General features: G+C 66.2%; 19 protein-coding genes and 4 tRNA genes. 9 read left to right on the forward strand and 14 right to left on the reverse strand.

Annotated elements, in window-relative coordinates; all coding sequences use genetic code 11:
• Window positions 1-8: 8 nt before the first annotated feature.
• On the reverse strand, window positions 9-839 hold the full coding sequence (locus ACWYRN_RS19215; protein WP_488689217.1) for a response regulator: 831 nt from the start codon (window positions 837-839) through the stop codon (window positions 9-11).
• Window positions 840-1,255: 416 nt separating this feature from the next.
• On the opposite strand from ACWYRN_RS19215, the gene ACWYRN_RS19220 reads away from it, so the two are divergent.
• From ACWYRN_RS19220 to ACWYRN_RS19230, 3 genes are read left to right on the forward strand one after another with little or no spacing between them, the layout of a single operon-like run.
• Entirely contained in the window at window positions 1,256-3,112 is a 1,857-nt protein-coding gene (locus ACWYRN_RS19220; protein ID WP_488689218.1) for a TOL_0244 family TonB-dependent receptor, read from the forward strand.
• Between the two features lie 52 nt (window positions 3,113-3,164).
• Window positions 3,165-3,797 (forward strand): TOL_0243 family YfiR-like periplasmic protein, encoded by a 633-nt coding sequence (locus ACWYRN_RS19225; RefSeq protein WP_488689219.1) that lies wholly within the window; start codon window positions 3,165-3,167, stop codon window positions 3,795-3,797.
• Window positions 3,797-5,689, forward strand: coding sequence for a sensor histidine kinase, YfiR-like protein-associated (locus ACWYRN_RS19230; RefSeq protein WP_229435239.1), 1,893 nt, complete (start codon window positions 3,797-3,799; stop codon window positions 5,687-5,689). Before ACWYRN_RS19225 ends, ACWYRN_RS19230 begins: the two co-directional genes overlap by 1 nt.
• An 87-nt stretch (window positions 5,690-5,776) precedes the next feature.
• Here the strand turns inward: ACWYRN_RS19230 and ACWYRN_RS19235 are convergent, their stop codons facing one another.
• From ACWYRN_RS19235 to ACWYRN_RS19250, 4 genes are all read right to left on the reverse strand, one after another.
• Window positions 5,777-6,334: an FxDxF family PEP-CTERM protein gene (locus ACWYRN_RS19235; RefSeq protein WP_488689221.1), complete on the reverse strand. Its 558-nt coding sequence runs from the start codon at window positions 6,332-6,334 to the stop codon at window positions 5,777-5,779.
• Between the two features lie 419 nt (window positions 6,335-6,753).
• Window positions 6,754-6,830: transfer RNA gene (locus tag ACWYRN_RS19240), tRNA-Arg, on the reverse strand.
• A 177-nt stretch (window positions 6,831-7,007) separates the two neighbouring features.
• Window positions 7,008-7,319, reverse strand: a complete 312-nt coding sequence (locus ACWYRN_RS19245) for an antibiotic biosynthesis monooxygenase family protein (protein WP_488689223.1) — start codon at window positions 7,317-7,319, stop codon at window positions 7,008-7,010.
• 196 nt (window positions 7,320-7,515) lie between these two features.
• Window positions 7,516-7,592 (reverse strand) — tRNA-Arg (locus ACWYRN_RS19250).
• A 262-nt stretch (window positions 7,593-7,854) separates the two neighbouring features.
• On the opposite strand from ACWYRN_RS19250, the gene ACWYRN_RS19255 reads away from it, so the two are divergent.
• Window positions 7,855-8,388 (forward strand): hypothetical protein, encoded by a 534-nt coding sequence (locus ACWYRN_RS19255; protein ID WP_488689225.1) that lies wholly within the window; start codon window positions 7,855-7,857, stop codon window positions 8,386-8,388.
• Window positions 8,389-8,452: 64 nt separating this feature from the next.
• Here ACWYRN_RS19255 and ACWYRN_RS19260 read toward each other — a convergent pair.
• Window positions 8,453-8,529: transfer RNA gene (locus ACWYRN_RS19260), tRNA-Arg, on the reverse strand.
• Window positions 8,530-8,690: 161 nt separating this feature from the next.
• Window positions 8,691-8,767, reverse strand: a tRNA-Arg gene (locus tag ACWYRN_RS19265).
• Window positions 8,768-8,877: 110 nt separating this feature from the next.
• Between ACWYRN_RS19265 and ACWYRN_RS19270 the strand changes: the two genes are divergently transcribed.
• Window positions 8,878-12,849 (forward strand): sensor histidine kinase, encoded by a 3,972-nt coding sequence (locus tag ACWYRN_RS19270; RefSeq protein WP_488689226.1) that lies wholly within the window; start codon window positions 8,878-8,880, stop codon window positions 12,847-12,849.
• Window positions 12,846-13,991 carry an alpha-hydroxy acid oxidase gene (locus ACWYRN_RS19275; RefSeq protein ID WP_488689227.1) on the forward strand — a complete coding sequence of 382 codons (1,146 nt, stop codon included), beginning with the start codon at window positions 12,846-12,848 and terminating at the stop codon, window positions 13,989-13,991. The genes ACWYRN_RS19270 and ACWYRN_RS19275 overlap by 4 nt, the downstream gene beginning before the upstream one ends.
• Before the next feature lie 47 nt (window positions 13,992-14,038).
• Here the strand turns inward: ACWYRN_RS19275 and ACWYRN_RS19280 are convergent, their stop codons facing one another.
• Window positions 14,039-14,983 (reverse strand): D-2-hydroxyacid dehydrogenase, encoded by a 945-nt coding sequence (locus ACWYRN_RS19280; RefSeq protein ID WP_488689228.1) that lies wholly within the window; start codon window positions 14,981-14,983, stop codon window positions 14,039-14,041.
• A 140-nt stretch (window positions 14,984-15,123) separates the two neighbouring features.
• Window positions 15,124-15,459 carry a hypothetical protein gene (locus ACWYRN_RS19285; RefSeq protein WP_229435245.1) on the reverse strand — a complete coding sequence of 112 codons (336 nt, stop codon included), beginning with the start codon at window positions 15,457-15,459 and terminating at the stop codon, window positions 15,124-15,126.
• Between the two features lie 212 nt (window positions 15,460-15,671).
• Here ACWYRN_RS19285 and ligD point away from each other — a divergent pair, with 212 nt between their 5' ends.
• Both ligD and ACWYRN_RS19295 read left to right on the forward strand, forming a co-directional pair.
• Window positions 15,672-18,437 (forward strand): DNA ligase D, encoded by a 2,766-nt coding sequence (gene ligD / locus ACWYRN_RS19290; RefSeq protein WP_488689229.1) that lies wholly within the window; start codon window positions 15,672-15,674, stop codon window positions 18,435-18,437.
• Between the two features lie 108 nt (window positions 18,438-18,545).
• Complete coding sequence (locus tag ACWYRN_RS19295; RefSeq protein ID WP_488689230.1) at window positions 18,546-20,093, forward strand: catalase; 1,548 nt, start codon at window positions 18,546-18,548, stop codon at window positions 20,091-20,093.
• Window positions 20,094-20,209: 116 nt separating this feature from the next.
• On the opposite strand, the gene ACWYRN_RS19300 is transcribed toward ACWYRN_RS19295, so the two are convergent.
• Window positions 20,210-20,815 (reverse strand): DUF1294 domain-containing protein, encoded by a 606-nt coding sequence (locus tag ACWYRN_RS19300; protein ID WP_488689231.1) that lies wholly within the window; start codon window positions 20,813-20,815, stop codon window positions 20,210-20,212.
• A gap of 260 nt (window positions 20,816-21,075) precedes the next feature.
• Between ACWYRN_RS19300 and ACWYRN_RS19305 the strand changes: the two genes are divergently transcribed.
• Window positions 21,076-21,498 carry a hypothetical protein gene (locus ACWYRN_RS19305; protein ID WP_488689233.1) on the forward strand — a complete coding sequence of 141 codons (423 nt, stop codon included), beginning with the start codon at window positions 21,076-21,078 and terminating at the stop codon, window positions 21,496-21,498.
• A 55-nt stretch (window positions 21,499-21,553) separates the two neighbouring features.
• Here the strand turns inward: ACWYRN_RS19305 and ACWYRN_RS19310 are convergent, their stop codons facing one another.
• The 4 genes from ACWYRN_RS19310 to ku all read right to left on the reverse strand — a co-directional run bounded on the left by ACWYRN_RS19310 (window position 21,554) and on the right by ku (window position 25,965).
• The gene (locus tag ACWYRN_RS19310; protein ID WP_488689234.1) at window positions 21,554-23,017 is read right to left on the reverse strand and encodes a catalase; all 1,464 of its coding nucleotides are present in this window, start codon (window positions 23,015-23,017) and stop codon (window positions 21,554-21,556) included.
• 131 nt (window positions 23,018-23,148) lie between these two features.
• Complete coding sequence (locus ACWYRN_RS19315) at window positions 23,149-24,360, reverse strand: tetratricopeptide repeat protein (protein WP_488689235.1); 1,212 nt, start codon at window positions 24,358-24,360, stop codon at window positions 23,149-23,151.
• Between the two features lie 243 nt (window positions 24,361-24,603).
• Complete coding sequence (locus tag ACWYRN_RS19320) at window positions 24,604-24,885, reverse strand: hypothetical protein (protein ID WP_488689236.1); 282 nt, start codon at window positions 24,883-24,885, stop codon at window positions 24,604-24,606.
• A 6-nt stretch (window positions 24,886-24,891) separates the two neighbouring features.
• Entirely contained in the window at window positions 24,892-25,965 is a 1,074-nt protein-coding gene (gene ku / locus ACWYRN_RS19325; RefSeq protein ID WP_488689237.1) for a non-homologous end joining protein Ku, read from the reverse strand.
• Window positions 25,966-25,977: the final 12 nt, after the last annotated feature.

A 25,977-nucleotide genomic window follows, 5' to 3' on the forward strand; every position in this document is an offset into this window, starting at 1 on the left:
TTGGGCACTCAGGCGCCCGCCCGCAACTGGTTGCCGACCTGGTTCAGCGCGTTCTGCAGCTGGTCGAGTTCGTACGGCTTTTGCAGCGACTGGTAAGGGAAGTCGAGATGCTTGAGCAGCATGTCGCCGTAGCCCGAGGCGAAGATCACCTTCAGGTGCGGATACAGGCGCATCGCTTCGCGCGCCAGGTCGACGCCGGACATGCCGGGCAGGCTGACGTCGGTAAACAGCACGTGGTAGCGCCCGGCCGCCAGGCGCGCCAGGGCATCGTCCGGATGGGCCACGCCGTCGGCTTCGTAGCCGAAGGCCTTGAGCATCTCGCAGACCAGGTATTGCGAATCGAGGTTGTCCTCGACCACCAGCACGTTCAAGGGGCCGGTCTCCTCGGCGGCAGTAGCCGATGCTTCGGCCGCGGTGGCGGGCGCCAGCATGCACAGCACGCCAGCCACCGCGCCGTCCTGCTGCAGCGGGGTGAAATGCAGGTCGTACTGGCCGGCGCTGGCGTTGCCGAAATTCACCGTCACGCCGGCGACCTGCACCGCTTCACCGCGCCAGGCGCGGGCCGCGCCTTCCTGTGCAGCCTGCAGCGGCGGCGGCATGATGGCGGGCACCGAGCCGCCGGGCACGCGGCCATAGCCGGGGCCGGCAAGTGCGCCATATGCCTCGTTGCACAGGAGGACCGATTGCGGCCCCCATTGCAGCAGCATCGGCAGCGGGGTGTTGAACATCAGCCCGGCGGCGACGCGCAGCGGCTGCGGCCAGGCGGACGGGTCGCCGACCGTGCTGGTGCTCCAATCGTAGGTGGAAACGGAGGGTGCGGACTTACCGGGAGCGGACATGGACGACGACCTGTTGTGTATTCGAAAACATGGCCGAATCCTACACTAAACGGCGCGTCTCTGTCGGCGCGCAAGTGTGTGCGGGGAAAGGCAGCGCGTGCGCGGATGCCAAAAAAAAGCCCGCTCGGTGAGGAGCGGGCTGAATCTATTTCCTTGCGGGGAATAGAGGAGACAGGTGCAATTATGCTGCTCCGCAACAAAAGTTTCCAATTTAGATTTGTAATGACAGATATAGTGTCCCTATATGGCTGTAACAGCCTGGTAACAGTTGAGCAGCTTGCAGTAGCTCTCCCTATGCGACCGGCATCCCCGCGCACGGCAGACGCACACGCTTGGTGCACGTCAGAAAATGTTTTACCATGGCAAATATGTTAAAACGATGTCTGCCGACTTGCGCCTTTGCGGGGCTACTCACGGTGTTCCCCGACGTTCAGGCCCAGGAGGGCGGGTCGCTGGCCGACTATTCGCTCGAACAATTGGCCGATGTGGTCGTGACCTCGGTAGCGCGCCAGGAAACGCGCCTGTCCGAAGCGCCGGCCTCGGTATTCGTGATCAGCGGCACCGATATCCGTCGCTCCGGCGCAACAAGCCTGCCGGAAGCGCTGCGCCTGGCGCCGAACCTGCAGGTGGCGCGCGCCGATGCCCACGACTACGCCATCAGCGCGCGCGGCTTCGGCTCGACGCTGGCCAACAAGCTGCTGGTGCTGATCGACGGCCGCAGCGTGTATTCGCCATTGTTCTCCGGGGTGTTCTGGGATACCCACGACGTGGTGATGAGCGACGTCGAGCGCATCGAGGTCATCAGCGGTCCTGGCGCCACCATCTGGGGCGCCAACGCCGTGAACGGTGTCATCAACATCATCACCAAATCGGCGCGCGACACCCAGGGCAAGCAGCTGGTGGTGCGCGGCGGCGCCGAGGGCGCCAGCGCGTCGCTGCGCCACGGCGGCGCAACCGCGAACGGCGGCCACTACCGCGCCTATGCCAAGCTGATCCGCCATGACGACATCGGCCGCGAGGACGGCAGCGTGAGCGGCACCGGCTGGCGCCGCCAGCAGGCGGGCTTTCGCGCCGACTGGGACGGCGAGGGCCGCAGCACCACCCTCAGCGGCGACGTGTACGAAGGCAAGCTCGACGAGCTCGGCGAACAGGACACCCGGCTCGCTGGCGCCAACCTGGTGGCGCGCTCGCTGCGCACCCTGGCCGACGGCTCGACCCTGCGCCTGCAGGCTTACCTCGACCACACGCGGCGCGAGCAGACCCTCGGCGCCCAGCGCCTGGAAACGCTCGACCTCGAAGCCCAGCACAACCTGCGCGCCGGCGAGCGCCACAGCCTGGCCTGGGGCGGCGGCTACCGCATCAGCCGCGACCGCATCCGCAGCAGCCCCTGGCTGAGCATGCTGGACGAAAACAAGACCCTGCGCTGGGCCAACCTGTTCGTGCAGGACGAGATCGCCCTGAGCGGCACCCTGCGCGCCACCGCCGGCATCAAGGCCGAGCACAATGTGTATACCGGCGTCGAGTGGCTGCCGAGCGCGCGCCTGGCCTGGAACGCGGGGCCGCACGCGCTGGCCTGGGCGGCGCTGTCGCGCACGGTGCGCGCGCCGTCGCGCATCGAGCGCGACCTGCGCCTGGCCGCCGGCATCGCGCCCGGCGGCGTGCCGCGCTACGTCGTCGAGGGCGGGCCGGGCTTCGAATCCGAGACCGCGCGCGTGATCGAGCTCGGCTACCGCGCCCAGCCGGTGCCGGCGGTCTCGTATTCGGCCACCCTGTTCCACAGCGAGTACGACCGCCTGCGCACGCTGGAACTGCGGCCGCGCATGCCGGCGCAGTTCGAGAACCAGGCCAGGGGACGCGTCAGCGGCCTGGAGACCTGGGCCAGCTGGCAGGTGCTGCGCGGCTGGCGCCTGTCGGGCGGCGCCGTGTTCCAGGACGTGCGCCTCCGCACCGACGAGGCCAGCCGCGATTTGTCGCGCCTGCTGGGCCTGGCTAGCAACGACCCGAAACACTACTGGAGCCTGCGTTCGGCGCACGAGCTGGGCGCCGATTTGCAACTCGATGTCGCGCTGCGGCACGTCGGCAGGCTGACGCGCCCCGCCGTACCGGGCTATCATGAGCTCGACGCGCGTATTGCCTGGCAGGCCAGGCCGAACCTCGAGTTCGCCCTGGTCGGGCGCAACCTGCTGCACGACCGGCATGCCGAATTCGGCGAGCCGGGCCTGCGCCAGACCTTCGAGCGCAACGTGGGCTTCAGCGCGATCCTGCAATTTTAAGCGGCCAATGATTCGACACCGATCCTTATTTTCTTCCACGCCGCCCGCCGGGATGCCCGGCGCCGCAGCGCGGCCGCTTGCCGTTCCGCTGGCGTGTCCGCCCGGGCGTTCGTGGTGGCGTCCGGCGGGCTGGGCCCTGGCCTGCGCCGCGGCGCTGTTCACGGCCGCGGCGGTCGATCCATCGCCGGTGCTGGCCCAGAACGGCATCGCCAGCCAGGCCCTCGAGCGCCGCGTCAAGGCGGCCTTTATCTACAAATTCCTGGGCTATGCCGAATTCCCGGCCGGCGCCTTTGCCGACCCCGGCGCACCGGTCACGATCGGCGTGGTCGGTTCCGACGAAATGGCCGCCGAGCTGGCGCGGGTGGTGGCCGGGCGCAACGTGGGCGGGCGCCCGGTCGTGGTGCGCCAGCTGCGCGAAGGCGAGGGCGGCAATGCCGTGCACCTGCTGTTCGTGGCCGGCAGCGACAGCGCGCGCGCCGGCCGCATCCTGAAAAGCGGCCCACCGGCGCTGCTGCCGGTCACCGAGTGCGAATCCGGCCTGCAGCAGGGCAGTGTCATCAATTTCCGGATCGTCGACGAGCGCGTGCGCTTCGACGTATCCCTCGATTCAGCAGAGAGAAATAACGTGAAACTCAGTTCGCGACTGCTCACCGTCGCCAACCGCGTCGTGAAGGGGAATTCCTGATGAACGCGCACGATACCGGTTCCGTCCGCAGCAAACTGATCAAGATGGCGGTGTTCACCACGCTGGCGGCCCTGCTGTCGGCCTCGATCGCCATGCTGGTGCTCGACTTGCGCACCTTCCAGCGCCTGTGGATCGACGACCTGACCACCCAGGCCGACATCATGGCCAGCGTCACCGCGCCGGCCCTGGCGTTTTCCGACGCCAAGACCGCCCAGCAGCAGCTGGCGGTGCTGCGCGCGCGCCCGCAGATCCTGTCCGGCGCCGTCTTCACCGCCTCGGGTTCGCGCTTCGCCAGTTACGTGAAAGCCGGCAGCGACCAGGTGCTGCCCACGCGTCCGCGCGCGGCCGGCTACCTGATCGAGCGCGGCGGACTCGAGGTCTGGCACAACATCGTCGAGAACGGCGAACTGGTCGGCACGGTCTACCTGCGCTCGCGCTACGGCCTGGTCGACCGCCTGCTGAACTACGGGGCGATTCTCGGCGGCGTGATGCTCGGCGCCCTCGTCATTGCCGGCCTGGTGGCCTCGCGCCTGCAGGCGGCCATTACCCGCCCGCTGGAAGCGGTGACGAACGTGGCGCGCCAGGTAATGCAGCAGCGCGACTTCACGCTGCGCGTGCCGGGCAATAACAGCGGCGAGATCGGGGTGCTGGTCGACGCCTTCAACGACATGCTGGCGGAAATCGGGCGCCGCGCCGACGCCCTGCAGGCCGCCAACCGCACCCTGGAACACGAGATGGACGTGCGCCAGAAGGCCGAAGACGCGCTGATCGTGGCCGACCGTCGCAAGGACGAATTCCTCGCGACCCTGGCGCACGAGCTGCGCAACCCGCTGGCGCCGATCCGCACCGGGCTGGATATCCTGCGCATCCGCAGCGGCGACGCCCAGGCCACCCAGCGCGCCACCGACATCATGGAACGTCAGCTGCGCCAGATGGTGCGCCTGGTCGACGACCTGCTCGACGTCTCGCGCATCAATACCGGCAAGTTCGCCATCAAGATGGGCCGGGTGGAACTGAAAGCAGTGGTCAACGACGCGCTCGAAGTGGTGCGTTCCTACATCGAGCTGCACGGCCACGAGCTGGTGCTGGACTTGCCGGACCGCCCGGTCTTCCTGCACGGCGACGCCACGCGCCTGGCGCAGATCCTGTCGAATTTGCTGAACAACGCCGCCAAGTACACCAACCGCGGCGGGCGCGTCACGCTGTCCGGCCATGTCGAGGACAAGACCCTGGTGCTGGAAGTAACGGACACCGGCATCGGCCTGGCGCCCGAGATGCTCGATTCGGTGTTCGAGATGTTCGTGCAGGTGGACTCGACCCTGGAGCGCACCAATGCCGGCCTGGGCGTGGGCCTGTCGCTGGCGCGCAAACTCGTCGAGCTGCACGGCGGCACGATCACCGCGCGCAGCGAGGGCCTGGGCCGCGGCTCCTGCTTCTCGGTGCGCCTGCCGATCGTGGTCGAGCCGGAACCGCTGAGCAAGCCGACGCCGGCCGCCTTCATCAGCACCGAGACCTACCGCATCCTGTTGGCCGACGACAACGTCGACTTCGTCAACAGCATCGGCGCGCTGCTCACCGCCATGGGGCACAGCGTGGTCATCACCCACAACGGGCCCGATGCGCTGGCGGCCGCCGCGCGCTTCTGCCCGGACTACGCCTTCCTCGACATCGGCCTGCCGCAGATGTCGGGCTACGACCTGGCGCGCGGCATCCGCAAGCTGTCGTGCGGCGCCATGACGGCCCTGATCGCGGTGACCGGCTGGGGCCAGGAAAAGGACCGCCAGCTAGCCTTCGAGGCCGGCTTCGACCACCATATGGTGAAGCCGGTACGCTTCGAGCAGATTGAGGAAATCCTGGGCAACCGCAGCATCATCAAGAAGCTCAGGACCTGAAGCGGGAGCCGGCTTGCTGGCGGATGAAAAAACGGAGACGCATGCGTCTCCGTTTTTTTCGCCTGGGCGGCGAACCCGGCCGTGGAATCAGCCGCGTTTGGCCTGGCGGCGCCGCGCCAGGAAGCCCAGGATACCCAGGCCGCCCAGCATCATGCCGTAGGTTTCGGGCTCCGGCACCGGCGCCAGCATGATCGCGCCGCCGAAGGAGGCGCCTTCGCCCGAGACGACGTTGCCGTCGACCCGCAGGTAGTAGTCGCCGACGGCCAGGCCGTCGCCGGCCACCGTCCACACGTCCACCGCGCCCGACTGCAGCGAGGTCCCGGTGCTGACCAGGGTGTCGTTTCCGTCGTAGATCCAGAGCCCGGTGATGTCCAGCCCGACGCCGGCCGAGCGGCTGACCGAGCCGACGATGGCGTCGACATTCACCCCCAGCGCCTCGTCGACCGTGAAAGTGAAGCGGTCGGCGAAGGTGGCGCCGCTGTTGCCCGCTTCCAGGCTGTCGCCGAAGAAGGCGGAGTCGTCCACCAGGTCGAGTGCCTGCGGCGAATTCCCGATGACCTGTGCCTGCGCCGCCGTCGAGCCCAGCGACGCGCCTGCCAGCACGACCGCAGCGAGTAAAGCGCTTCCTAAAGTGGGTTTTCTCATAGCATCCTCACGCGTAAGTCGGCCGCAGTTGCGGCCGGATTGTGGCAATCGGGGATGTTTATGCTAGCAAGCGGCGAAGCGCTACGGGAAACCGATGCTGAGGTGTGACGTTTCAGGGACAGCAGTGCTCAGCGGAACATGATTCCATGAGGCGAGGAATTACAGGGCCTGCTAGAGGGAGAGCGGATGATCTCGTTTTGTTGAGAAAAAGATCATGAGCATTGCTGGGATGACGTCAGTGCGATCCTACAAAAAGAGAAATGTCTCTCCTGTGCAGAGCTTAGGGCTATTTAAGCGAATCGCTTGACCGTACGATGAAAAGAAGCGGGGAGGGTAGTGCAATACCAACCTGGAGGCAAAACCGGAGGCGGAAAGAAAAATGGCTCAGAATTTCTTCTGAGCCATTTCCTTGAAAAAGTTGGTGCGGCTGGCAGGAATCGAACCCACGACCCCTTGGTTCGTAGCCAAGTACTCTATCCAGCTGAGCTACAGCCGCCCGAGGCACGCATTATAGCGGCACATCCGAAAAATGGGAAGGCTTGCATCCATCGCGATTTGGCGCCGGCATGTCGTCTTCGAATACGGCCACTTTCCCGATGCCTGGGCCATGTGCGTCCGCTATCGGCCCAGGCGGTCAGCTGCTCACCGTGATTGCGCGCGCCAGCCTGCTCGCTCAGTCGGGAGCCGACGATACCAGGCGGTCGGCAACGACGTCGCCTCGAACCGGGCCTTCTACCAGCTCGGCACATTCACGCATCCGATGCCGCAGTTCGGCCATGCGTGCAGTCGGCTCGGGCTGTGTTGCCGACGCACGTTCCGAGGGCCATTGGGCGTACGCAAAATAATGGCCATCGGCGCACCGATGCAAACGCGACCCCAGGCCGCCTCGCTCATCGCGTATCAGTTCGGTCAATTCCAGCCAGGCTTGCTCGAAGTCCGGCTCACGGCCAGGAGCGACTTTCCATCTGAAGTAAATTGCGTGCATACGATATGGTCGGGTTGGCCGATCCCGGCTTTGCAGCGGGATAGAATTGCCCAGTGTACGAGTTTGTTGCTATCGGTACAAACAAAGGTGCCGATGCGGCAGGAGAGGGGAATGGCCGATGCTTCCGATGGCGCCGGCATCGATACGGCGCCCAAAACGAAAAAGGCCAGATCTCGCGATCTGGCCTTGCAATTCGTGGTGCGGCTGGCAGGAATCGAACCCACGACCCCTTGGTTCGTAGCCAAGTACTCTATCCAGCTGAGCTACAGCCGCCCGAGCACGCATTATAGCGGGGCGGCTTCGAAAAGGGAAGCGAGCGGATGAAGCGCAGGCTCGTGGCCATTGGCGAGCAAATCGGCGTGCCCGCTGGCGATGCCCTGCGGGATCGTCAGCCTTGGGGCTTGGTTGGATTGAATCATGTCGCTTAGCGCATTTCTCCTCGGCCGGTAACTCGCAGTGTGCATAGGTATTCCAGATACCCTGAATTAACTGATGACCTTAAAATAATGACAATTTTATATATTGGAGCGCAGTAATGGCGAATCGCGTTTATCTGTTGGGCGTGGACCAGGACTTTTTCGCAAGCGATGAGCCTGGGCTGCATCAGTTGCTGGAGGCCGAATATTGCCTGCCCCTGTTGTGGCTGTCGTTGTACCGGAAGGGAGATATACGCCTGTACCAGCAGGTTCCGCTGTTGCTGGCCTCGCGCGAGCAGGCCCTGGCCAATTTCGATGCGCGCCGTGCCGCGCTGGCAGCGTTCCTGGGCGGGTCGTCCGCCACCTTGCTCGACCAGTTCCGCCAGTTTATCGAGCAGAACGCATTTGCCAACTACATGGTCAACACCTATGAGCTCGACATGATGGAAGACGACGGCGTCTTCCATGAGCAGCTGCAGGGCTACATGGATGAGCTTGAAGCCATTGCCGAAGGCAGCTTTGAATCGAGAGAATTGCCAGTGCTCGTGCAGGCGGACGACGGGCTTGCCGAGTATCCCTACGTTGGCAACGCCCTGCCATTGTGCGGGTTCAGCTACGACCTTCCTCTGCCATGGGAGGACAGGGCGGCTTGAGCCTCGCGCGCAAGGCGCCCGAAACGAAAAAAGGCCAGATCTTGCGATCTGGCCTTCATATTCGTGGTGCGGCTGGCAGGAATCGAACCCACGACCCCTTGGTTCGTAGCCAAGTACTCTATCCAGCTGAGCTACAGCCGCCCGAGGCACGCATTATAGCGACACTTATTGTTTTATGGAAGCATCAATTGCGAGGATAACCACGCAGGGCAGGGCTGCAGCATCTTCCCACCCGCCATGATGAAAAACCGGTTCGGAAAACGAAAAAGGCCAGATCTTGCGATCTGGCCTTCCGTATTTCTTGGTGCGGCTGGCAGGAATCGAACCCACGACCCCTTGGTTCGTAGCCAAGTACTCTATCCAGCTGAGCTACAGCCGCCCGATGCACGCATTATAGCAGTGTCATCCCCATCGGGGAAGTCTTAATTTATTACAACTCTTTGGCGGCATCTGGTAGATTGATCGCATCTGTTTCGGATACTGATACTTATGCTGGGGTTCACCACATGGCGTGGCGCCTTGCGCGCAGTCGCCTGCCTGCTGCTGGCGAGCATTTTCGCGAATGCCGCCCACGCCACCGCGCCGCGCAACCTGCGTTTCGAACGCCTGTCCATCGAGCATGGCCTGACCCAGGAATCCGTGCTCACCATCCTGCAGGACCGCCAGGGCTTCATGTGGTTCGGCACCCAGGCTGGCCTGAACCGCTACGACGGCTACCGCATCACCGCTTACCGCAACGACCCGCGCGACCAGGCGTCGCTGCCCGACGGCTACGTCAATGCCTCGCTCGAAGACGCCGAAGGGCGGCTCTGGTTCGGCACGAAGGGCGGGCTGGCGCGCCTCGATCCGGCCAGCGGCAAGTTCGTGCGCTATACCCTGCTCGACGCCGGCGCCGGCGAACGCGCCAACCGCAGCGTCAACGCGATCGCCGCCGACCGCCACGGCATGCTCTGGCTCGGCACCAGCGACGGCCTGAAGCGCTTCGATCCGCGCACGGGCAGCTTCACCACCATCCGCCAGCCCGGTAGCCGCCTCGGTACCACGGGCGACCACATCGTGAACGCGCTGGCCTTCGATGCCCAGGGCGCGCTCTGGGTCGGGACCCTGGAAGGCGTCGCGCGCCTGGCGCCGGGTGCGGACCGGCTGGTCTACTTCGCTCCCCTGAACGGCGACCCGCGCCGGGCACGCGTGATGGCGCTGGCCATGGGGCCGCGCGACACCCTGTGGGTCGGCACCGACGCCGGCATCGAGGAGTGGCGCCCCGGCGCCGGCGCGGGCGAGCCGCAGCGGCGCGCGGTCGGTCCGGACGAAGGCATGGGCGACCTGCGGGTGCTGACGCTGTACATCGATGCCGGCGGCACGCTCTGGGTCGGCACCGAGTTCGACGGCCTGAAGTGGCGCGAGCCGGCCAGCGGCCGCTTCGTGTCCTACCGCAACCGCGCGCTCGACCAGCACAGCCTGTCCGACAACCAGGTGGCGGCAGTGCGCATCGACCGCACCGGCACGCTCTGGGTCGGCACCCGCTTCGGCGGCGTCAGCCGCACCGACCTGGCCAGCGGCGGCTTCTCGCACTTCAGCTACGAACCCGAAAGCGGCTACCAGAACGGCTACAAGAAGGTGCGCGACATCGCCGTGCGCACCAACGGCGAGCTGTGGGTCGGCACCTCGGGCGGCGGCCTGCTGCTGTCCGACCCGGGCAGCGGCCGTACCCGCGCGCTGCGCCACGAAGCCGGCAATCCGCGTTCGCTGCCGAGCGACGCCGTGCACAGCCTGTCGATCGTCGATGGCCGCCTGTGGGCCGGAACGCCGGCCGGCCTGGCCTGGTGCCCGGAAGCCGGCGGCGACTTCCACCGGGTCGACCTGGGCCCGGACGGGAATGCCGCGCTGGTGCAGGCGGTGATGAAAACCCGCGACGGCGCCACCTGGGTGGTGTCGCGCGCCGGCCTGTATCTGCTCGGCCCCGACCTGGCAGTGCGCCGCTCGTGGCGCCACGATCCGGCCGACCCGGCCAGCCTGGGCGACAACCGCATCTTCGCCATGGCCGAGGACAAGGACGGCATCCTGTGGGTCGGCACCGACAATGGCCTCGACCGCTTCGACCGCGCCACGAACCGCTTCACCCATTACCGCCACGACGACGCCGACCCCGACAGCCTGCGCCACGACCGCATCCACGACGTGATGGTGAGTAGCAAAGGCGAGCTGTGGCTGGGCACGGCCGGCGGCCTGCACCGCATGGAGCGCGGCCCCGGCGGCAAGCCGCTGTTCCGCCACTTCACGATCACCGACAGCGGCCAGGCGGTGCCGATCGGCGCCGTGCTCGAAGACGGCGCCGGGCGCCTGTGGGCCAGCACCACGGTCGGCCTGTCGCGCGTCGATCCCGCCACCGGCGAGTACAAGCACTACACCGCCAAGGATGGCCTGATCGACGGCACGTATTTCGTCGGCTCGGCGGCGCGCGGGCCGGACGGGCAGCTGCATTTCGGCGGCGTTGCCGGCATGAATTCCTTCCAGCCCGATGCGATCCGCGACAACCCGTATCCGCCGGTGGTGCGCATCACCGGCTTCACGGTGTTCAACAAGCCGCGCGCGCTGCCCCAGGGAACGGTGACGCTGCCGTCGCGCGAGTCGGTGTTCGCGCTCGAATTCGCGGCCCTGCACTACGCGGCGCCGGGCAGCAACCGCTATGCCTACCGGCTGGAAGGCTTCGACGAGGCCTGGGTCGAGACCGATGCCGGTAAGCGCTTTGCCAGCTACACCAACCTGGACGCCGGCGACTATGTGTTCCGGGTGCGCGCCAGTAACAAGGACGGCGTCTGGAGCGAGGCGCCGGCGTCGCTGGCGATCACCATCACGCCGCCCTGGTGGAAGACCTGGTGGTTCCGCCTGCTGGCGGTGGCGCTGCTGGGCGCGGCGGGGCTGGCCGCCTACCGCTACCGCATCCGCGCGCTGGTCCAGCAAAAGGGCTGGCTCGAGCGCCAGGTGAATGCGCGCACCGCCGAGCTGCTGCTGCAAAAGGACGCGGCCGAGCGGCGCAAGCGCGAGGCCGAGCAGCAGAAGGACGCCGCCGACCAGGCGCGCCGCAACATCGCCCTGCTGTCCGACATCGGCCGGCGCCTCACCGCCAACCTCGACATCGAGGCCATCATGGACACCCTGCACGAGCACGTGCAGGTGCTGATGGATGCGCCGGTGTTCGCGGTGGTGGTGGCGCGCGGTGAGAACGCAGGCGAGGGCGCGCTCGACATTCCGTATGCGGTGGTCGATGGCCGCCGCTGCGGCCCTTCGCTGCGCGAGCGGCGCGACCCGGCTTCGCTGGCCGCCTGGAGCATCGAGCACGGGCGCGAAGTCTTCGTCAACGACCTGGAGCGGGAATCGGGGCGCTACCTGCCCGGCGCCACGCCACAGGCGGTGGCGGAGAGCGCCTTGCCTTGCGCGGACGGCGACCTGCCACCGCGCGCGCTGCCGCGCTCCCTCCTGCTCCTGCCGGTGGCGGTGGGCCAGCGCGTGCTCGGGGCGCTGTCGGTGCAGAGCTATGCGCGCGGCGCCTACCAGCGCGTGCACCTGGACATGCTGCGCACGCTCGCCGCCTACGTCGGCGTGGCACTGGACAATGCCCAGGCTTACCGCCAACTGAAGGATGCCCAGACCCTGCTGGCGGCCCAGGAAAAGCTGGCCTCGCTCGGCTCGCTGGTGGCCGGCGTGGCGCACGAACTGAATACGCCGATCGGCAACAGCCTGCTGATGGCCAGCACCCTGCACGACAAGACGGCCGCCATCCACGCTGCGCTCGACGGTTCTGCCCTGCGCCGCTCGGAGCTGTCGGCCTATATTGGCGCCACGCGCGAGGCTTCGGAGCTGATCATGCGCAGCCTGCACCAGGCGGCGGAACTGGTGAACAGCTTCCGCCAGGTGTCGGTCGACCAGGCCAGCGCCCAGCGGCGCCGTTTCGACCTGGCGCGCGCCTGCCAGGAAATCCTGGCCACCATGATGAACACGGTGCGCATGGCCGGCCACACCCTGGTCCTCGAGGTGCCGGACGGGATCGTGATGGACAGCTATCCGGGCCCCTTCGGCCAGGTGATCATCAACTTCGTCAACAACGCGCTGCTGCATGCTTTCGAGCGTCCCGGCGGGCAGATGCGCCTGTCGGCGCGCCAGCTCGACGCTGCCTGGGTCGAGCTGCGCTTCGCCGACGACGGCCGCGGCATCGCGCCCGCGCACCTGGCGCGCGTGTTCGACCCCTTCTTCACCACGCGCATGGGCCAGGGCGGCACCGGCCTGGGCCTGAATATCGCGCACACCATCGTGACTTCGCTGCTGGGCGGCGCGATCCGGGTCGAGAGCACGCCGGGCGAGGGCGCCGTCTTCATCCTCGCGCTGCCCCTGGCGCCGGCCGAGGCGCGCCCCCTGACACCACCTGCTTCCCATTCCACCGACGAGAGGAAACTGCACGCATGAGTATCATCACGACCATCGAAGACCTGCGCGTCCTGGCCAAGCGGCGCGTGCCGCGCATGTTCTACGACTACGCGGACGCCGGCTCCTGGACCGAGTCGACCTACCGCGCCAACGAGACGGACTTCGCCGCCATCAAGTTCCGCCAGCGAGTGGCCGTCAACCTGGTCGACCGCAGCCTGAAAAGCACGATGGTGGGCCAGGAAGTGGCGATGCCGGTGGCCCTGGCCCCGACCGGGCTGACCGGCATGCAGCATGCCGACGGCGAGATCCTGGCGGCGCGCGCGGCCGAGAAGATCGGCGTGCCCTTTACGCTCTCGACCATGAGCATCTGCTCGATCGAGGACGTGGCGGCGCGCACCACCAAACCGTTCTGGTTCCAGTTGTACGTGATGAAGGACCGCGATTTCATCAACCGCCTGATCGACCGCGCGAAAGCGGCCAAGTGCTCGGCGCTGGTGCTGACGCTGGACTTGCAGGTACTGGGCCAGCGTCACAAGGACATCCGCAACGGCATGACCGCGCCGCCCAAGCTCACGATTCCGAACATGATGAACCTGGCGACCAAGCCGCGCTGGTGCCTGAACATGCTGCGCACCCCGCGCCGCCACTTCGGCAACATCGTCGGCCATGCGAAGAGCGTGTCGGACATGAGTTCACTCTCGTCCTGGACCTCGCAGCAGTTCGATCCGGCGCTGAGCTGGCGCGACGTGGAATGGATCAAGAACCGCTGGGGCGGCAAGCTGATCATCAAGGGCATCATGGACAACGAGGATGCGCGCCTGTGCGTGGAGAGCGGGGCCGACGCCCTGATCGTCTCGAACCACGGCGGGCGCCAGCTCGACGGCGCGCAGTCGAGCATCGGGGCCTTGCCGGGCATCGTGGATGCGGTCGGCAAGCAGATCGAGGTGCACATGGACGGCGGCATCCGCTCGGGACAGGACGTGATCCGCGCGCTGGCGCTGGGGGCCAAGGGGGTGTATATCGGCCGGCCCTTCCTGTACGGGCTGGGGGCGATGGGGGAGGCGGGCGTGGCGCGCTGCCTGGAGATCATCCGCAACGAGCTGGATTTGACGATGGCGTTTTGCGGGCTGCGCGATGTGACGCACGTGGACAGGAATATCCTGTTGCCGGGGACGTATTGAAGCGTTTCGATGGGCCCACGCGGCCTCATCGGCTGATCATCGGCGAATCAAACCATATTCGTCGGCGTCCCCGCCTCCCACGCCTCGATATTCCCCACCAACATATCGGCCAGGGTCTGCATCGCCCCGCCACTCGCCCACGCCACGTGCGGTGTGAGGATAAAGTTGGGCAGCCGCAGCCCCAGCAGCGGATTATCCTGCCCCGGCGGCTCCTTGCTCAACACGTCGAAGCCGGCCCCGCCGATGGTGCGCCGCATCAGCGCCTCGGCCAACGCCGCCTCGTCCACCAGCCCGCCGCGCGCGGTATTGATCAGGAGTCCAGTCGGCTTCATCAGGCCCAGCTCGCGCGCCCCGATCATGTGGCGCGTCTGCTCGTTCAGCGGCAGGTGCAGGCTGATCACGTCGCAGGAGGCGAGCAACTCATCCAGCGGCATCTGCGTCACGTCCGCGTCCTCTACCGGCGAGCGCGAGGTGATGCAGACTTCCATCCCGAAGGCGCGCCCGATCTGCGCCACGCGCCGCCCCAGCGCGCCATAACCGACGATGCCGAGCCGGCTGCCGGACAAGTCGCCGATCGGATGGTCCAGCAGGCAGAAGCGGCTCGAATGCTCCCAGCGCCCGGCCTCGACGTCGGCGACATAGGCGCGCAGGTTGCGGCGCAGGGCCAGCATCAGGGTGAAGCAGTGCTCGGGCACCGACACCACCGAGTAATCGCGGATATTGCTTACCACAATGCCGCGCGCGCGGCAGGCGGCCAGGTCGACGTTGTCGGTGCCGGTGGCGGCCACCGCCACCATCTTCAGGTCCGGCAGCCGGGCGAGGGCGTCGGCGCGCAGCGGCACCTTGTTGGTAATAGCGATGCTGGCGCCGCGCAGGCGCTCGACCACCTGGTCGGGCGCGGTGGCCGGGTGATCCTGCCAGTCGTGGGGAAAGGCGGGCCGGCGTACCTGGGCGATCAGGCTGTCGCGGTCGAGGAAGACGATCTTGTGCATGGCGCTCTCGGTGGGGAGGGGTCAAGCAATTGTAGAGCATACGGCAGGCTATGCGGCATGCATGGAAAAGACAGGGACGAAAAAAAGACAGGGCGTACCCTGTCTTTTTTGGCGGTATATGGAGGGGGGCTCGAGCGGCCTTATTTGGTGGAGGCGGTGGTGCTGGCCTTGTGGTCGGCCGCATCGGCCTTGGCTTCGGCCTTGTCTTCCGCAGCGTCGGCCTTGGCCTCGGCTTTTTCCTTGGTGGCTTTTTTCTCGGCCTTGGCTTTCTTCTTGGCGGCGTCGGCCTTGGCTTCGGCGACATCCGACTTGGCCTCGGCCTTGGCCTTTTCTACCTTGGCATCGGCCTTCGCGACATCCTTGGCTTCCTTGGCCTCGGCCTTGGTGGCCGGGGTAGTTGCCTGGGTGGCGGTGCTCTGGGCGAAAGCCGAGGTAGCGAACAGGCCAGCGATCAGGGTAGCGACGATTTTGCTCATGGTGTGCTTTCCTTTAGTAGTGGAAAAGTGTGGTCGTTCCACCGGTGTTTTCCGGTGTTACTGAGCCCTTAACGCGGGCCGCTCCGGCAACGTTGACGCTTATTACATCCCGTTACAAACGGCCAGGCCACAGGTGCACGGTTAGCTGCCGTACAGTCGCGCCGGGCCGCCGCGCCTAGACTGGCTGCACCGCCGTATTGCAGGAGAGGGCCATGCCAGACTCGCTGAAAGCCTATAAATCCAAGCGCGATTTTTCCATCACCTCGGAGCCCGCCGAAGGCGGCCGGCCAGGGAAGGACGCGCTCACCTTCGTCATCCAGAAGCACTGGGCCAGCCGGCTGCACTACGATTTCCGGCTCGAGCTCGACGGGGTCATGAAAAGCTGGGCCGTGCCGAAAGGCCCGAGCTACGACACCCACGACAAGCGCATGGCCGTGCACGTCGAGGACCACCCGATTTCGTATTCCGACTTCGAAGGCACGATCCCCGAAAAGCAGTACGGCGCCGGCAAGGTCATCATCTGGGACAAGGGCACCTGGGAACCGGAAGGCGACCCGCATGCGGGCTACCGCAGCGGCAACATCAAGTTCCAGCTGCACGGGCACAAGATGCATGGCCGCTGGGTGCTGGTGCGCATGAAGGGGCGCGGCGACGAGAAGCAGGAACCCTGGCTCCTGATCAAGGAAAAGGACGATTACGCCTGCCCCGCCGAGGCGTTTTCCGTGATCGACGAGATGCCCGACAGCGTCAAGGACCTGCCGATGCCGGACAGTTCGGCCAGGGTGCCGGAGAAGGCCAGGGCGACGAAGAACGGCCGCGCCGTCAAGGCCAGGGCCGACGCCGCCGCCGAGGAAGCCGTGGAAGAAATCGACGCGGAGCCGGCTGCAAAAAGCAGCGGCAAGCGTGCCACGAAAGCGCCGGCAAAAGCCGCCACGAAAACGGCCACAAAAACGACGAAAAAGGGCGGCACCGTGTCCGAATCAGCGGGCGACGCCAGCCTGCCCGCAGGCGCCGTCGAAGCGAAGCTGCCGAAGGAATTCGCCCCTGAACTCGCCACCCTGGTCGACGGTGCGCCGCCCGACCCGGAAAACTGGGTATTCGAGGTCAAGTTCGACGGCTACCGCATGCTCACCCGCATCGAGAACGGCGAGGTGCGCCTCATCACCCGCAACAACAATGACTGGACCGACAAGCTGGCCCCGCTGCAAAAGGAAATCGCGCGCATGGGCCTGCCCGACGGCTGGTACGACGGCGAGATCGTCGTCCACGACGCCAACGGCCGCCCCAACTTCGGCATGCTGCAGCTTGCCTTCGACGGCAGCAACAAGGCCGACATCCTGTACTTCCTGTTCGACGCGCCCTACCTGGGCGGCTACGACCTGCGCGAAGTGGACCTGGTCGACCGCCGCGCCCTGCTCGAAGGCGCGCTGATCCAGGCGCAGGCCTCGGACAAGGTACGGTTTTCTAGCGAGTTCGGCAACGACCCGGAAGGCCTGGTGGTCGCGGCCTGCAAGATCGGCCTGGAAGGCGTGATCGGCAAGCGGCGCGATTCGAAGTACGTGTCGCGCCGCTCACCCGAGTGGATCAAGCTGAAATGCGGCCAGCGCCAGGAATTCGTGATCGGCGGCTACACCGATCCCAAGGGATCGCGCACCGGCGTCGGCTCGCTGCTGCTGGGCACCTACGACAAGGACGGCGTGCTGCGCTATGCCGGGAACGTCGGCAGCGGCTTCAATGCCGAGAGCCTGCGCGACGTCACCGCCAGGCTGAAGGCGCTCGATACCGACAAGAGCCCCTTCCCGCCGCGCTCGGTGGCGGGCCGCAAGCACCATTGGGTGAAGCCCGAGCTGATCGCCGAGGTCAGCTTCTCGGAGTGGACCAGTGCCGGCGCGGTGCGCCACCCGGTGTTCCAGGGCCTGCGCAGCGACAAGCCGGCCGAGGGTATCACGCGCGAGGTCGCCAGGCCGATCGACGAAGTGGCATCGAGCGTGGCGCCCGAGGCCGCGTCCGAGCCGGCAGGCAAACCGGCGCGCAAGCGCACGGGCAAGCGCGCATCCGCAGCGGACCAGGAACCGGTGGCCCCGGCCGGCAAGCTGCCGGCCACGCTGAAGGTGACCCACGGCGAGCGCGTGATGGATGCGAAGAGCGGCATCACCAAGCTGGAGCTGGTGCGCTACTACGCGCTGGTGGGCGAGCTGATGATGGAACACCTGAAGGACCGCCCGGTCTCGCTGGTGCGCGCGCCGGCCGGCGTAGGCGGCGAGCTGTTCTTCCAGAAGCATGCCGATACCCGGAAGATGCCCGGCGTCGAAAACATGAACCCGGCGCTCGACCCGGATCACCCGCCGATGCTGACCATTGCCAGCGTCGAGGGCCTTCTGTCGGCGGCTCAGTTCAACGTGGTCGAGATCCACACCCAGAACGCCACCGCCAGGGCCTACGACAAGCCCGACCGCATGGTGTTCGACCTCGACCCGGGGGAGGGTGTGGCGTGGCACACGATGCAGGAAGCGGCCCAGCTGATGCACGCCTTCCTGGATGAACTCGGCCTGCCGAACTTCCTGAAGACCAGCGGCGGCAAGGGCCTGCACGTGGTGGTGCCGATCAAGGGCGGCAAGGACTGGGACACGGTAAAGGGCTTTTCGCAAGCCATCGTCAAGCACCTGGCAATGACCTTGCCGGACCGCTTCGCCTTCAAGAGCGGCGCCAAGAACCGGGTCGGCAAGGTCTTTATCGATTACCTGCGCAACGGGCAGGGTGCGACCACGGTCTGCGCCTGGGCTGCGCGCACGCGTCCGGGGCTGGGCATCTCGGTACCGCTGGCCTGGGACGAGCTGGCCGGCCTGAAGTCCGGCGACCAGTGGACCGTGGCCAACGCGCACACGCGCCTGGACCGCGGCAACGAACCCTGGGCCGGTTACGCCAAGGCAGCGAAGACGTTAACGGCGGCCATGAAACAGATGGGCTATAAAGGATGAGCTGATACTCGGCTTTACCTATCGGAAGCATAGGGATAATCAATTTCTGCTATTCCAGCATTGTGGTTAGGATAACTATCCCAAACGTAATGTTGATAGGTAGTAGCTATGAAAATGACTTCCCCGTCCCTTGGCCGGATCGCGTTGTGCGCGCTGACGCTGGCATCCGGCGTCATCGCCCTCACGCAGGGCGCGCATGCCCAGACCCTGACCAAGGACAATGGCGCCCCGGTCGGCGACAACCAGAACAGCCAGACCGCCGGCCCGAATGGCCCGACCCTGCTGCAAGACGTGCACTTGGTGCAAAAGCTGCAGCGCTTCGACCGCGAGCGCATTCCGGAGCGCGTGGTGCACGCGACCGGTACCGGCGCCCATGGTGAGTTCATTACCACCGACGATCTGTCTGACCTGAGCAAGGCAAAGCTGTTCGCCAAGAACACCAAGACGCCGGTGTTCGTGCGCTTTTCGACCGTGATCCCGGGCCGTTCCGGCGCCGAGACCACGCGCGACCCGCGCGGCTTCGCCACCAAGTTCTATACGCAAGAGGGCAACTGGGACCTGGTCGGCAACAACCTGCCGATCTTCTTCATCCGCGACGCCATCAAGTTCCCCGACATGATCCACGCGCTGAAGCCGTCGCCGGTTTCGAACGTGCAGGAGCCGGAACGCGTGTTCGACTTCTTCTCGCACGTGCCGGAAGCGACCGCCATGCTGACCCGCGTGTATTCGAACTACGGCACGCCGGCGACCTACCGCGAAATGAACGGCAGCAGCGTGCACGCGCTCAAGCTGGTGAATGCGCGCGGCGACTACGTGTACGCCAAGTTCGCCTGGAAGTCGAAGCAGGGCGAGCGCAACCTGCGACCGCAAGAGATTCCCGTGGTGCAGGGCAAGAGCACCAGCCACGCCACGGTCGATCTGTATGGCGCCATCAACGCCGGCAAGTTCCCGTCGTGGGACCTGACCGTGCAGGTGCTCAAACCCGACGAGCTCGCCAAGTTCGACTTCGACCCGCTGGACGCCACCAAGATCTGGCCGGGCGTGCCCGAGCGCAAGGTCGGCACCATGGTGCTGAACCGCGTGCCGGACAATGTCTTCGAGTCGACCGAGCAGGTGGCCATGGCCCCGGGTAACCTGGTGCCGGGTATCGAGGCTTCGGAAGACCGCATGCTGCAGGGTCGCCTGTTCTCGTACATCGACACCCAGCACCACCGCCTGGGCGCCAACTTCCAGTCGCTGCCGATCAACAAGCCGCTGGTGGCCGTGAACAACAACCACATCGACGGCGCCGCCAGCACCAGCAACCGCAAGGGCATCGTCAACTACGAGCCGAGCCGCCTGGCGCCGCTGAAGGAAGACGCGAACGCCCGCAGCAGCGCGCTGCCCCTGAGCGGCAGCACCCAGCAGGCGCGCATCGCCAGGACGCTGAACTTCCGCCAGGCGGGTGAGTTCTACCGTTCGCTGAGCAGCCAGGACCGCGACGACCTGATCGCCAACCTGTCGGGCGACCTCAAGATGGTGAAGAACGCCGACAGCCTGAACACCATGCTGTCGCACTTCTGGAAGGCCGACGCCGACTATGGCAAGCGCCTGGTCAAGGCCGTCGGCGCCGATGCCGGCAAGATCGCCGCGCTGGCTGCGGCCCTGAAGGAATAAGCACGCCCGCCATGCGGGTGATGGAAAGCCGGGCATGCGTGCCCGGCTTTTTTCTTGGGCGCTGTCTACGCATGGCCCGAACGGTGTGGGCACATGCGGCCTGCATGCGGGGCTGCTCAGGCCATCCCGCCCGTGCTCATGAACCAGCCGAGCGCCAGGCAGTTGACGAAGACGGTAAACCACAGGCTGGGCTGGAAGCTTGGCTTCGACGATTTGTGCCGGAGCAGGTGCTGGGCCAGCAGGGCGCCGGGCCAGCCGCCGGCCAGGCCGAGCATATGCAGGTCGCGCTCGCTGGTTCGCCGTTGAGCCCTGCGCGCTGCGGTCTTGTCACGTGCGTAGGCGAGGAAAGTCAGCACGCTGATGCCCGCATAGGCGCCCAGTGCCCAGGCAGGCAAGCGGCCAACTGCCACGAACAGGGCAAGCGCGGCGAAAAAGCCGCAGGCCAGCAGCGCCCGGGCCGGTCTGCCCGCAGGGGCCTGGCGGCGCGCGGCCCCTGCGCGGTAGAACGCGACCTTGCCGGCGCGCGGTTGTCCGCGTTCGTTGGCCGTCAGCTCATAGGTCACGATCTCGTTGCCGGCCGGGCGGCCGCGCTGGCCGTCGAACGCGCTGATGTGGACAAAGACGGTCGGCCCGCCGCCGTTCGGCGTGATGAAGCCGAAGCCTTGTTCGTCTTTCCAGGTCGTGATTCGTCCGGCGTAACGGATCGGTTTGGCGGCGCGCATCGTGCAGGTCACTCGTCGGTAAAACGGCAAGTGTAGCTGCGGGTTTGCATTCAGGCAATGCGCTGAGGGTGCGGCGGGCATGGCAGCGCCTGCCGTCCTTATGCCGCATCGATCCGAACGCGCGCCGATCGAGATTGTTTGGTGATGCCGCGACCGGCCGCGCTTGCCATCGTGTATCGCGGTCCTAGACTGAATCGGCCGCGTGGCGTAGCCGCGCAATCCCGCGCGGGCAAGCACAGCCGGCTGGAGGGAGAATCATCATGCGAATTTCACTGTTCATGGCAAGTGCATCCCTGCTCGCGGCGGCGGCAGGCGCCCATGCGCAAACGCCCGGCGCTGCGCCAGGTCCAAGCGACGCGATCTCGTCGGTGCAGGTGAGGGCGCCGGTCTCGGCGCTGCGTATCCGCGACGACCAGGCCCGGCAGATCACCGGGGCCTACGGTTTGTCGAACGGCAGCTACCTGAAGGTGCATACCGAACCGCGCTACATTGTCGCCACCATCGACCACGATACGACGCTGCGGCTGTATGCCGTCAAGCCCTACCACTTCGTGTCGGCCGACAACAAGGTGACGATGGAATTCAACCGCGGTCCCGCCGGCGAAGACATGCTGATGAGCTATGTGCCGGAAACGGGCCTGGCCCGGATTACCTTGACGTCGGCGCCGCTGGCAGGGCGCTGAACGAAACGAAAAGAGGCGCCGCAAAGGGCGCCTCCATCCTGCCGGCCGCTGTCGATCAGTCGACGTTGCGGCCGCGCGCCTTCAGCGCCGCGCGCACGCCACGGCCGTAAGCCGGGTCGGCCTTGTCGAACAGGGCCAGCTGGCGCGCCAGGACTGCGTCGGTGACCTGGCTCAGCGGACCGGCCAGGTTGTCGAACAGGTTCTGCTGCTCCTCGGCGCTCATCAGGCGGAACAGGTTGCCGGGCTGGGTGTAGTCGTCTTCCTGGCCGCGGAAGTCGAAGCGGCCGGCGTTGCCTTGCAGCGGCAGCTCCTGCTCGCCATGGCCCATGCCGAGCGCACCTTTACCGACCGCGTTCACCGGATCGTAGATCGGGGCGGCGCCGACGTCGGCGATCGCCATCGCGCCGTCGCGCTGCTGGTTGTGGAAGGGGCAGCGCGGAGCGTTCACCGGCAGGTGCTGGTGGTTGGTGCCGACGCGGTAGAGCTGGGCGTCGTGGTAGGCGAACAGGCGGCCTTGCAGCATCTTGTCCGGCGAGTAGCCCATGCCCGGCGGCACGTTGGCCGGCGAGAAGGCGGCCTGCTCGACTTCCATGTGGTAGTTGCGCGGGTTGCGGTTCAGTTCCAGCACGCCGACCTGCAGCAGCGGGAAGTCGCCATGCGGCCACACCTTGGTCAGGTCGAACGGGTTCCAGCCGGTGCGCGCTTCCCAGTCGTCGAGCTGCTGCTGGGTTGCCAGCTGCACCTTCACGTCCCACTGCGGGTAGTCGCCGGCGGCGATCGCCTCGAACAGGTCGCGCCCGGCGTGGTCCGGGTCGGCGCCGCCAAGGCGCACGGCTTCGGCGTTGCTCAGGTTCTTGATGCCCTGGCGCGTCTTGAAGTGCCACTTCACATAGGTGCGTTCGCCGTTCTCGTTGATCAGGCTATAGGTGTGGCTGCCGAAACCGTCCATGTGGCGGTAGCCGTGCGGGGTGCCACGGCTGGAGAACAGGATCGTCACCTGGTGCAGGCTTTCCGGCGCCTGGCTCCAGAAGTCGAACATCATGTTGGCCGACTTCAAATTGCTGTCGGGCTGGCGCTTCTGGGTGTGGATGAAGTCCGGGAACTTGATCGGGTCTTTCAGGAAGAACACCGGCGTGTTGTTGCCCACCAGGTCCCAGTTGCCTTCCTCGGTGTAGAAGCGCAGGGCGAAGCCGCGCGGATCGCGCTCGGTGTCGGCGCTGCCTTTCTCGCCGCCGACGGTCGAGAAGCGCAGGAAGGTCTCGGTCTGCTTGCCGACTTCGGCGAACAGCTTGGCCTTGGTGAAGGCGGTGATGTCATGCGTGACCGTGAAGGTGCCGTAGGCGCCCGAACCCTTGGCGTGCACCACGCGCTCGGGAATGCGCTCGCGGTTGAAGTGCTGCAGCTTTTCGATCAGGTGGAAGTCCTGCAGCAGCAGCGGGCCGTTGCGGCCGGCGCTCAGCGAATTCTGGTTGTCGGCAACGGGAATACCGGAAGCGGTAGTGAGGCGTGGGCGGTTCATGCGATCTCCTGGTCAAAGTGCGTAATTTGATGAAGGAGATTCTAGTTGCTGCTGAGCGAAAGATAAATTTGATTGATTTGATGCAATCAATAGGTTTTAACTAATCATGGTGGTGTCTCGATAGCTTCGCTTCATGGCTGGACGCCGTAGCGGTCGATAAAGGCGCGCACACCGCCGGGGTTGGCGGCGATCCATTCTTCGAGCGCCGGGCGATACGATTGGCGGAACATCAGGATCAGGATCGCAGGCTTGAGCTGCCCATCCCTGGCCATGGCCTGGATCTGGCGCAGGGCCGGATCGCGCAAGGATATGTCTGCTGAATCGCCTGCTGAATTGGCTTGTGGCCTGGCCGCCGCCGCGCCGGACTCGTCGAACACGCGGATCGCCGTTTCCCACGCGCCCAGGGCCTGCTCGAAAGGCGGCGCCCGGTCCGCGCCGGTGCGCTTGCCCGCCTCGATCTCGGCCAGGCCCAGCATGAGCAAGAAGCCGAAATCGCCGCCGGCGTCCGGCGCGAGCAGCTTCTCGTCGACGGCCGCTTGCGTCTTGCCGTCGGCCCCGAGCGTGACCTTGACGGCACGTTGCAGCCGCAAGGGCCGCAGCGGGATGCCGGCGCCGCGGCGCATCAGCGCCAGCTTGGCCCAGCTGGTGCGCTGCCCGGGATCGGCGGCGATGGCCGCAATGATAGCGTCCTCGGCGGCGTTGGCCTTGCCCTGGGCGAGCAGGGCGTCGGACAGGTAGCGCCAGGCCTGGGCGTTGCGCGGCTCGATCTCGGCCGCGCGGCGGAACAGTGCTGCGGCCTCCGCCCATTCGCCCTGCAGGTAATGGCAATCGCCCGCGCCCAGCCAGGCATACGAAGCGCCGGGATCGAGCAGCATGGCTTCCTGGTATTTTTTCAGCGCGGCGGGCAGGCTGCGCTCGGCGAACAGGCGTTCGGCCTCGTGCAGCACCCTGACGGCGGCCGGATTCGGCTCGCGCAGCGGCGAGGGGCCGTCGTCGTCGAGCAGGCGCAAGGCTTCCAGCGCGATCGGGTCCTCGGGATCGCGCTGCAGCGCCTGCCGGGCCGCGGCGTTGGCGCGCCCGCGGCTGTTGCCGGGGTCGGGCGATGGCGCCAGCTTCGACACCCTTTGCAGCATCGCGGCCATGAAGGCCAGCGGCTGCGAGGCCGTGGGCGCCGCCTTGTGCGCAGCCTCGAAGGCGTCGAGGGCCTGCTCGTACTCGCCTTTCACCTCGTGCGCATGGGCCTGCTCGATGAACCCGATGCACTTGTCGCCGCACGCGGTGGCGGCGTGGACGGCCGGAAGCGCAACGGTCAGCAGCGCGGCGGCGAGCAGGCGAGGCAACATATATTGTCCGATAAGCAAAAAGCCCATCCTAGCAGAGCGGATGGGCTGGATTTCTATCGGATTGTCACCCGCGCTTGCGGGCTGCGCCGGGAGTCAATAGCGGCGCACGGGCGCGCTGCCCTGGCGGTTCATACGGGTCTGGATTTTTTTCCAGATAAAACCGGCAATCGCCATCATGATCATCTTGCGCATCGTATTTCTCCTTGAGTAAGCGGCCATCGCCGCGTGAAAAATGCCTCGGGTTCAGCCCGGCGATTTGCCGGCGCCGGCCTGCAGGCGGTTATCGGTCGTACCTTTGTCGTTTTTCCAGATACCGCGGATGTTCATGCCCATCAGCGCCACCTGCAGCGCGATCAGGGCCCAGGCGCCGTCGTGCACGCCCCAGACGATCCACAGGATATTGCTGAGGATGAACATCCAGAAGCCGAACACCCGCTTCCCGGCGCGTTGCGAGCCGATCAGGAAGGCGGCGTACAGGCTCACCGCCATCGCGGGCCACTGGAGGAAGTCGATGAATGCATCCATGTGTGCCTACGCCGCCTTCCTGCGGCGTGCCGGGGCGGCTGCCGTGCTGGTCTTCTTGGCGGCCACGGCTTTCTTCGCCGGGGCCTTTTTTGCGGCCGGCTTTGCAGCCGCGGCGCGCTTCGGCTTGTCGGCGCTGGCGGCCACGTGCTCGCGCGAACTGGCGGCCGTCTTGCGGCGCGGCGGCGGCGCGTCGTCCTCGTCGTCGTCTTCGGACGGCTTGCGCGCGCGCTTCGGCGGTGGCGGTTCGTCGTCGTCATCGTCGCCCAGGGCGGCCGCCTTGCCCGGTTTCTTGCCCAGGCTGGCCTGCAGCAGCGACACCAGGTCGATGACGTTGGTGGTCTTCGCCGGCTTCTCGTCCGGGTCGGGCATGGTGATGGTCTTGGTCTGCTTGGCCTTGATCTTCTTCTGCACCAGGGCCAGCACGTCCTCGCGGTAGGTGTCGTGGTACTGGTTCGGTTTCCAGTCCTCGCTCATGCCCTCGACCAGGGCCATCGCCATCTTGAGTTCCTTGGCGCTGATCGTGGCGGCTTTCGCCTTCGGCGACGGAATCTTCAGGTCGTCGGTCTCGCGGATCTCGTCCGGGTAGCGCAGGGTGTTCAGGACGATGGTGTCGCCGATGCACACCAGCGCCGCCAGATGCTGCTTGACGCGGATGACGACGTTCGCGATGCCGATCTTGCCGACTTCCTTCAGGGTTTCGCGCAGCAGCGCATACACCTTGTCGCCGCCCTTGCCGGGCGCCAGGTAATAGGGGTGGTCGTAGTAGAGCAGCGGCACGTCCTCGGCATCGACAAAGGCGAGGATGTCGATGGTCTGGGTCGCTTCGGGGTTCGCGCGGCGCAGGTCTTCGTCGGACAGCACCACGTATTCGCCGGATTCGTACTCGTAGCCCTTGACGATGTCGTCCCAGGAAACTTCCTTGCCGGTGTTCTTGTTGTAGCGCTTGAATCCGATCGGGGCGAAATCGCGGCGGTCGAGCATGGAAAGGTCGAGCGAATTGCTGCTCACCGCGGGATACATTTCGACCGGGATGTGGACCAGACCGAAGCTGATCGCACCCTTCCACATGCTGCGTGCCATGGCGGTCTCCTT

The organism is Massilia sp. BAP21 (assembly GCF_057801335.1).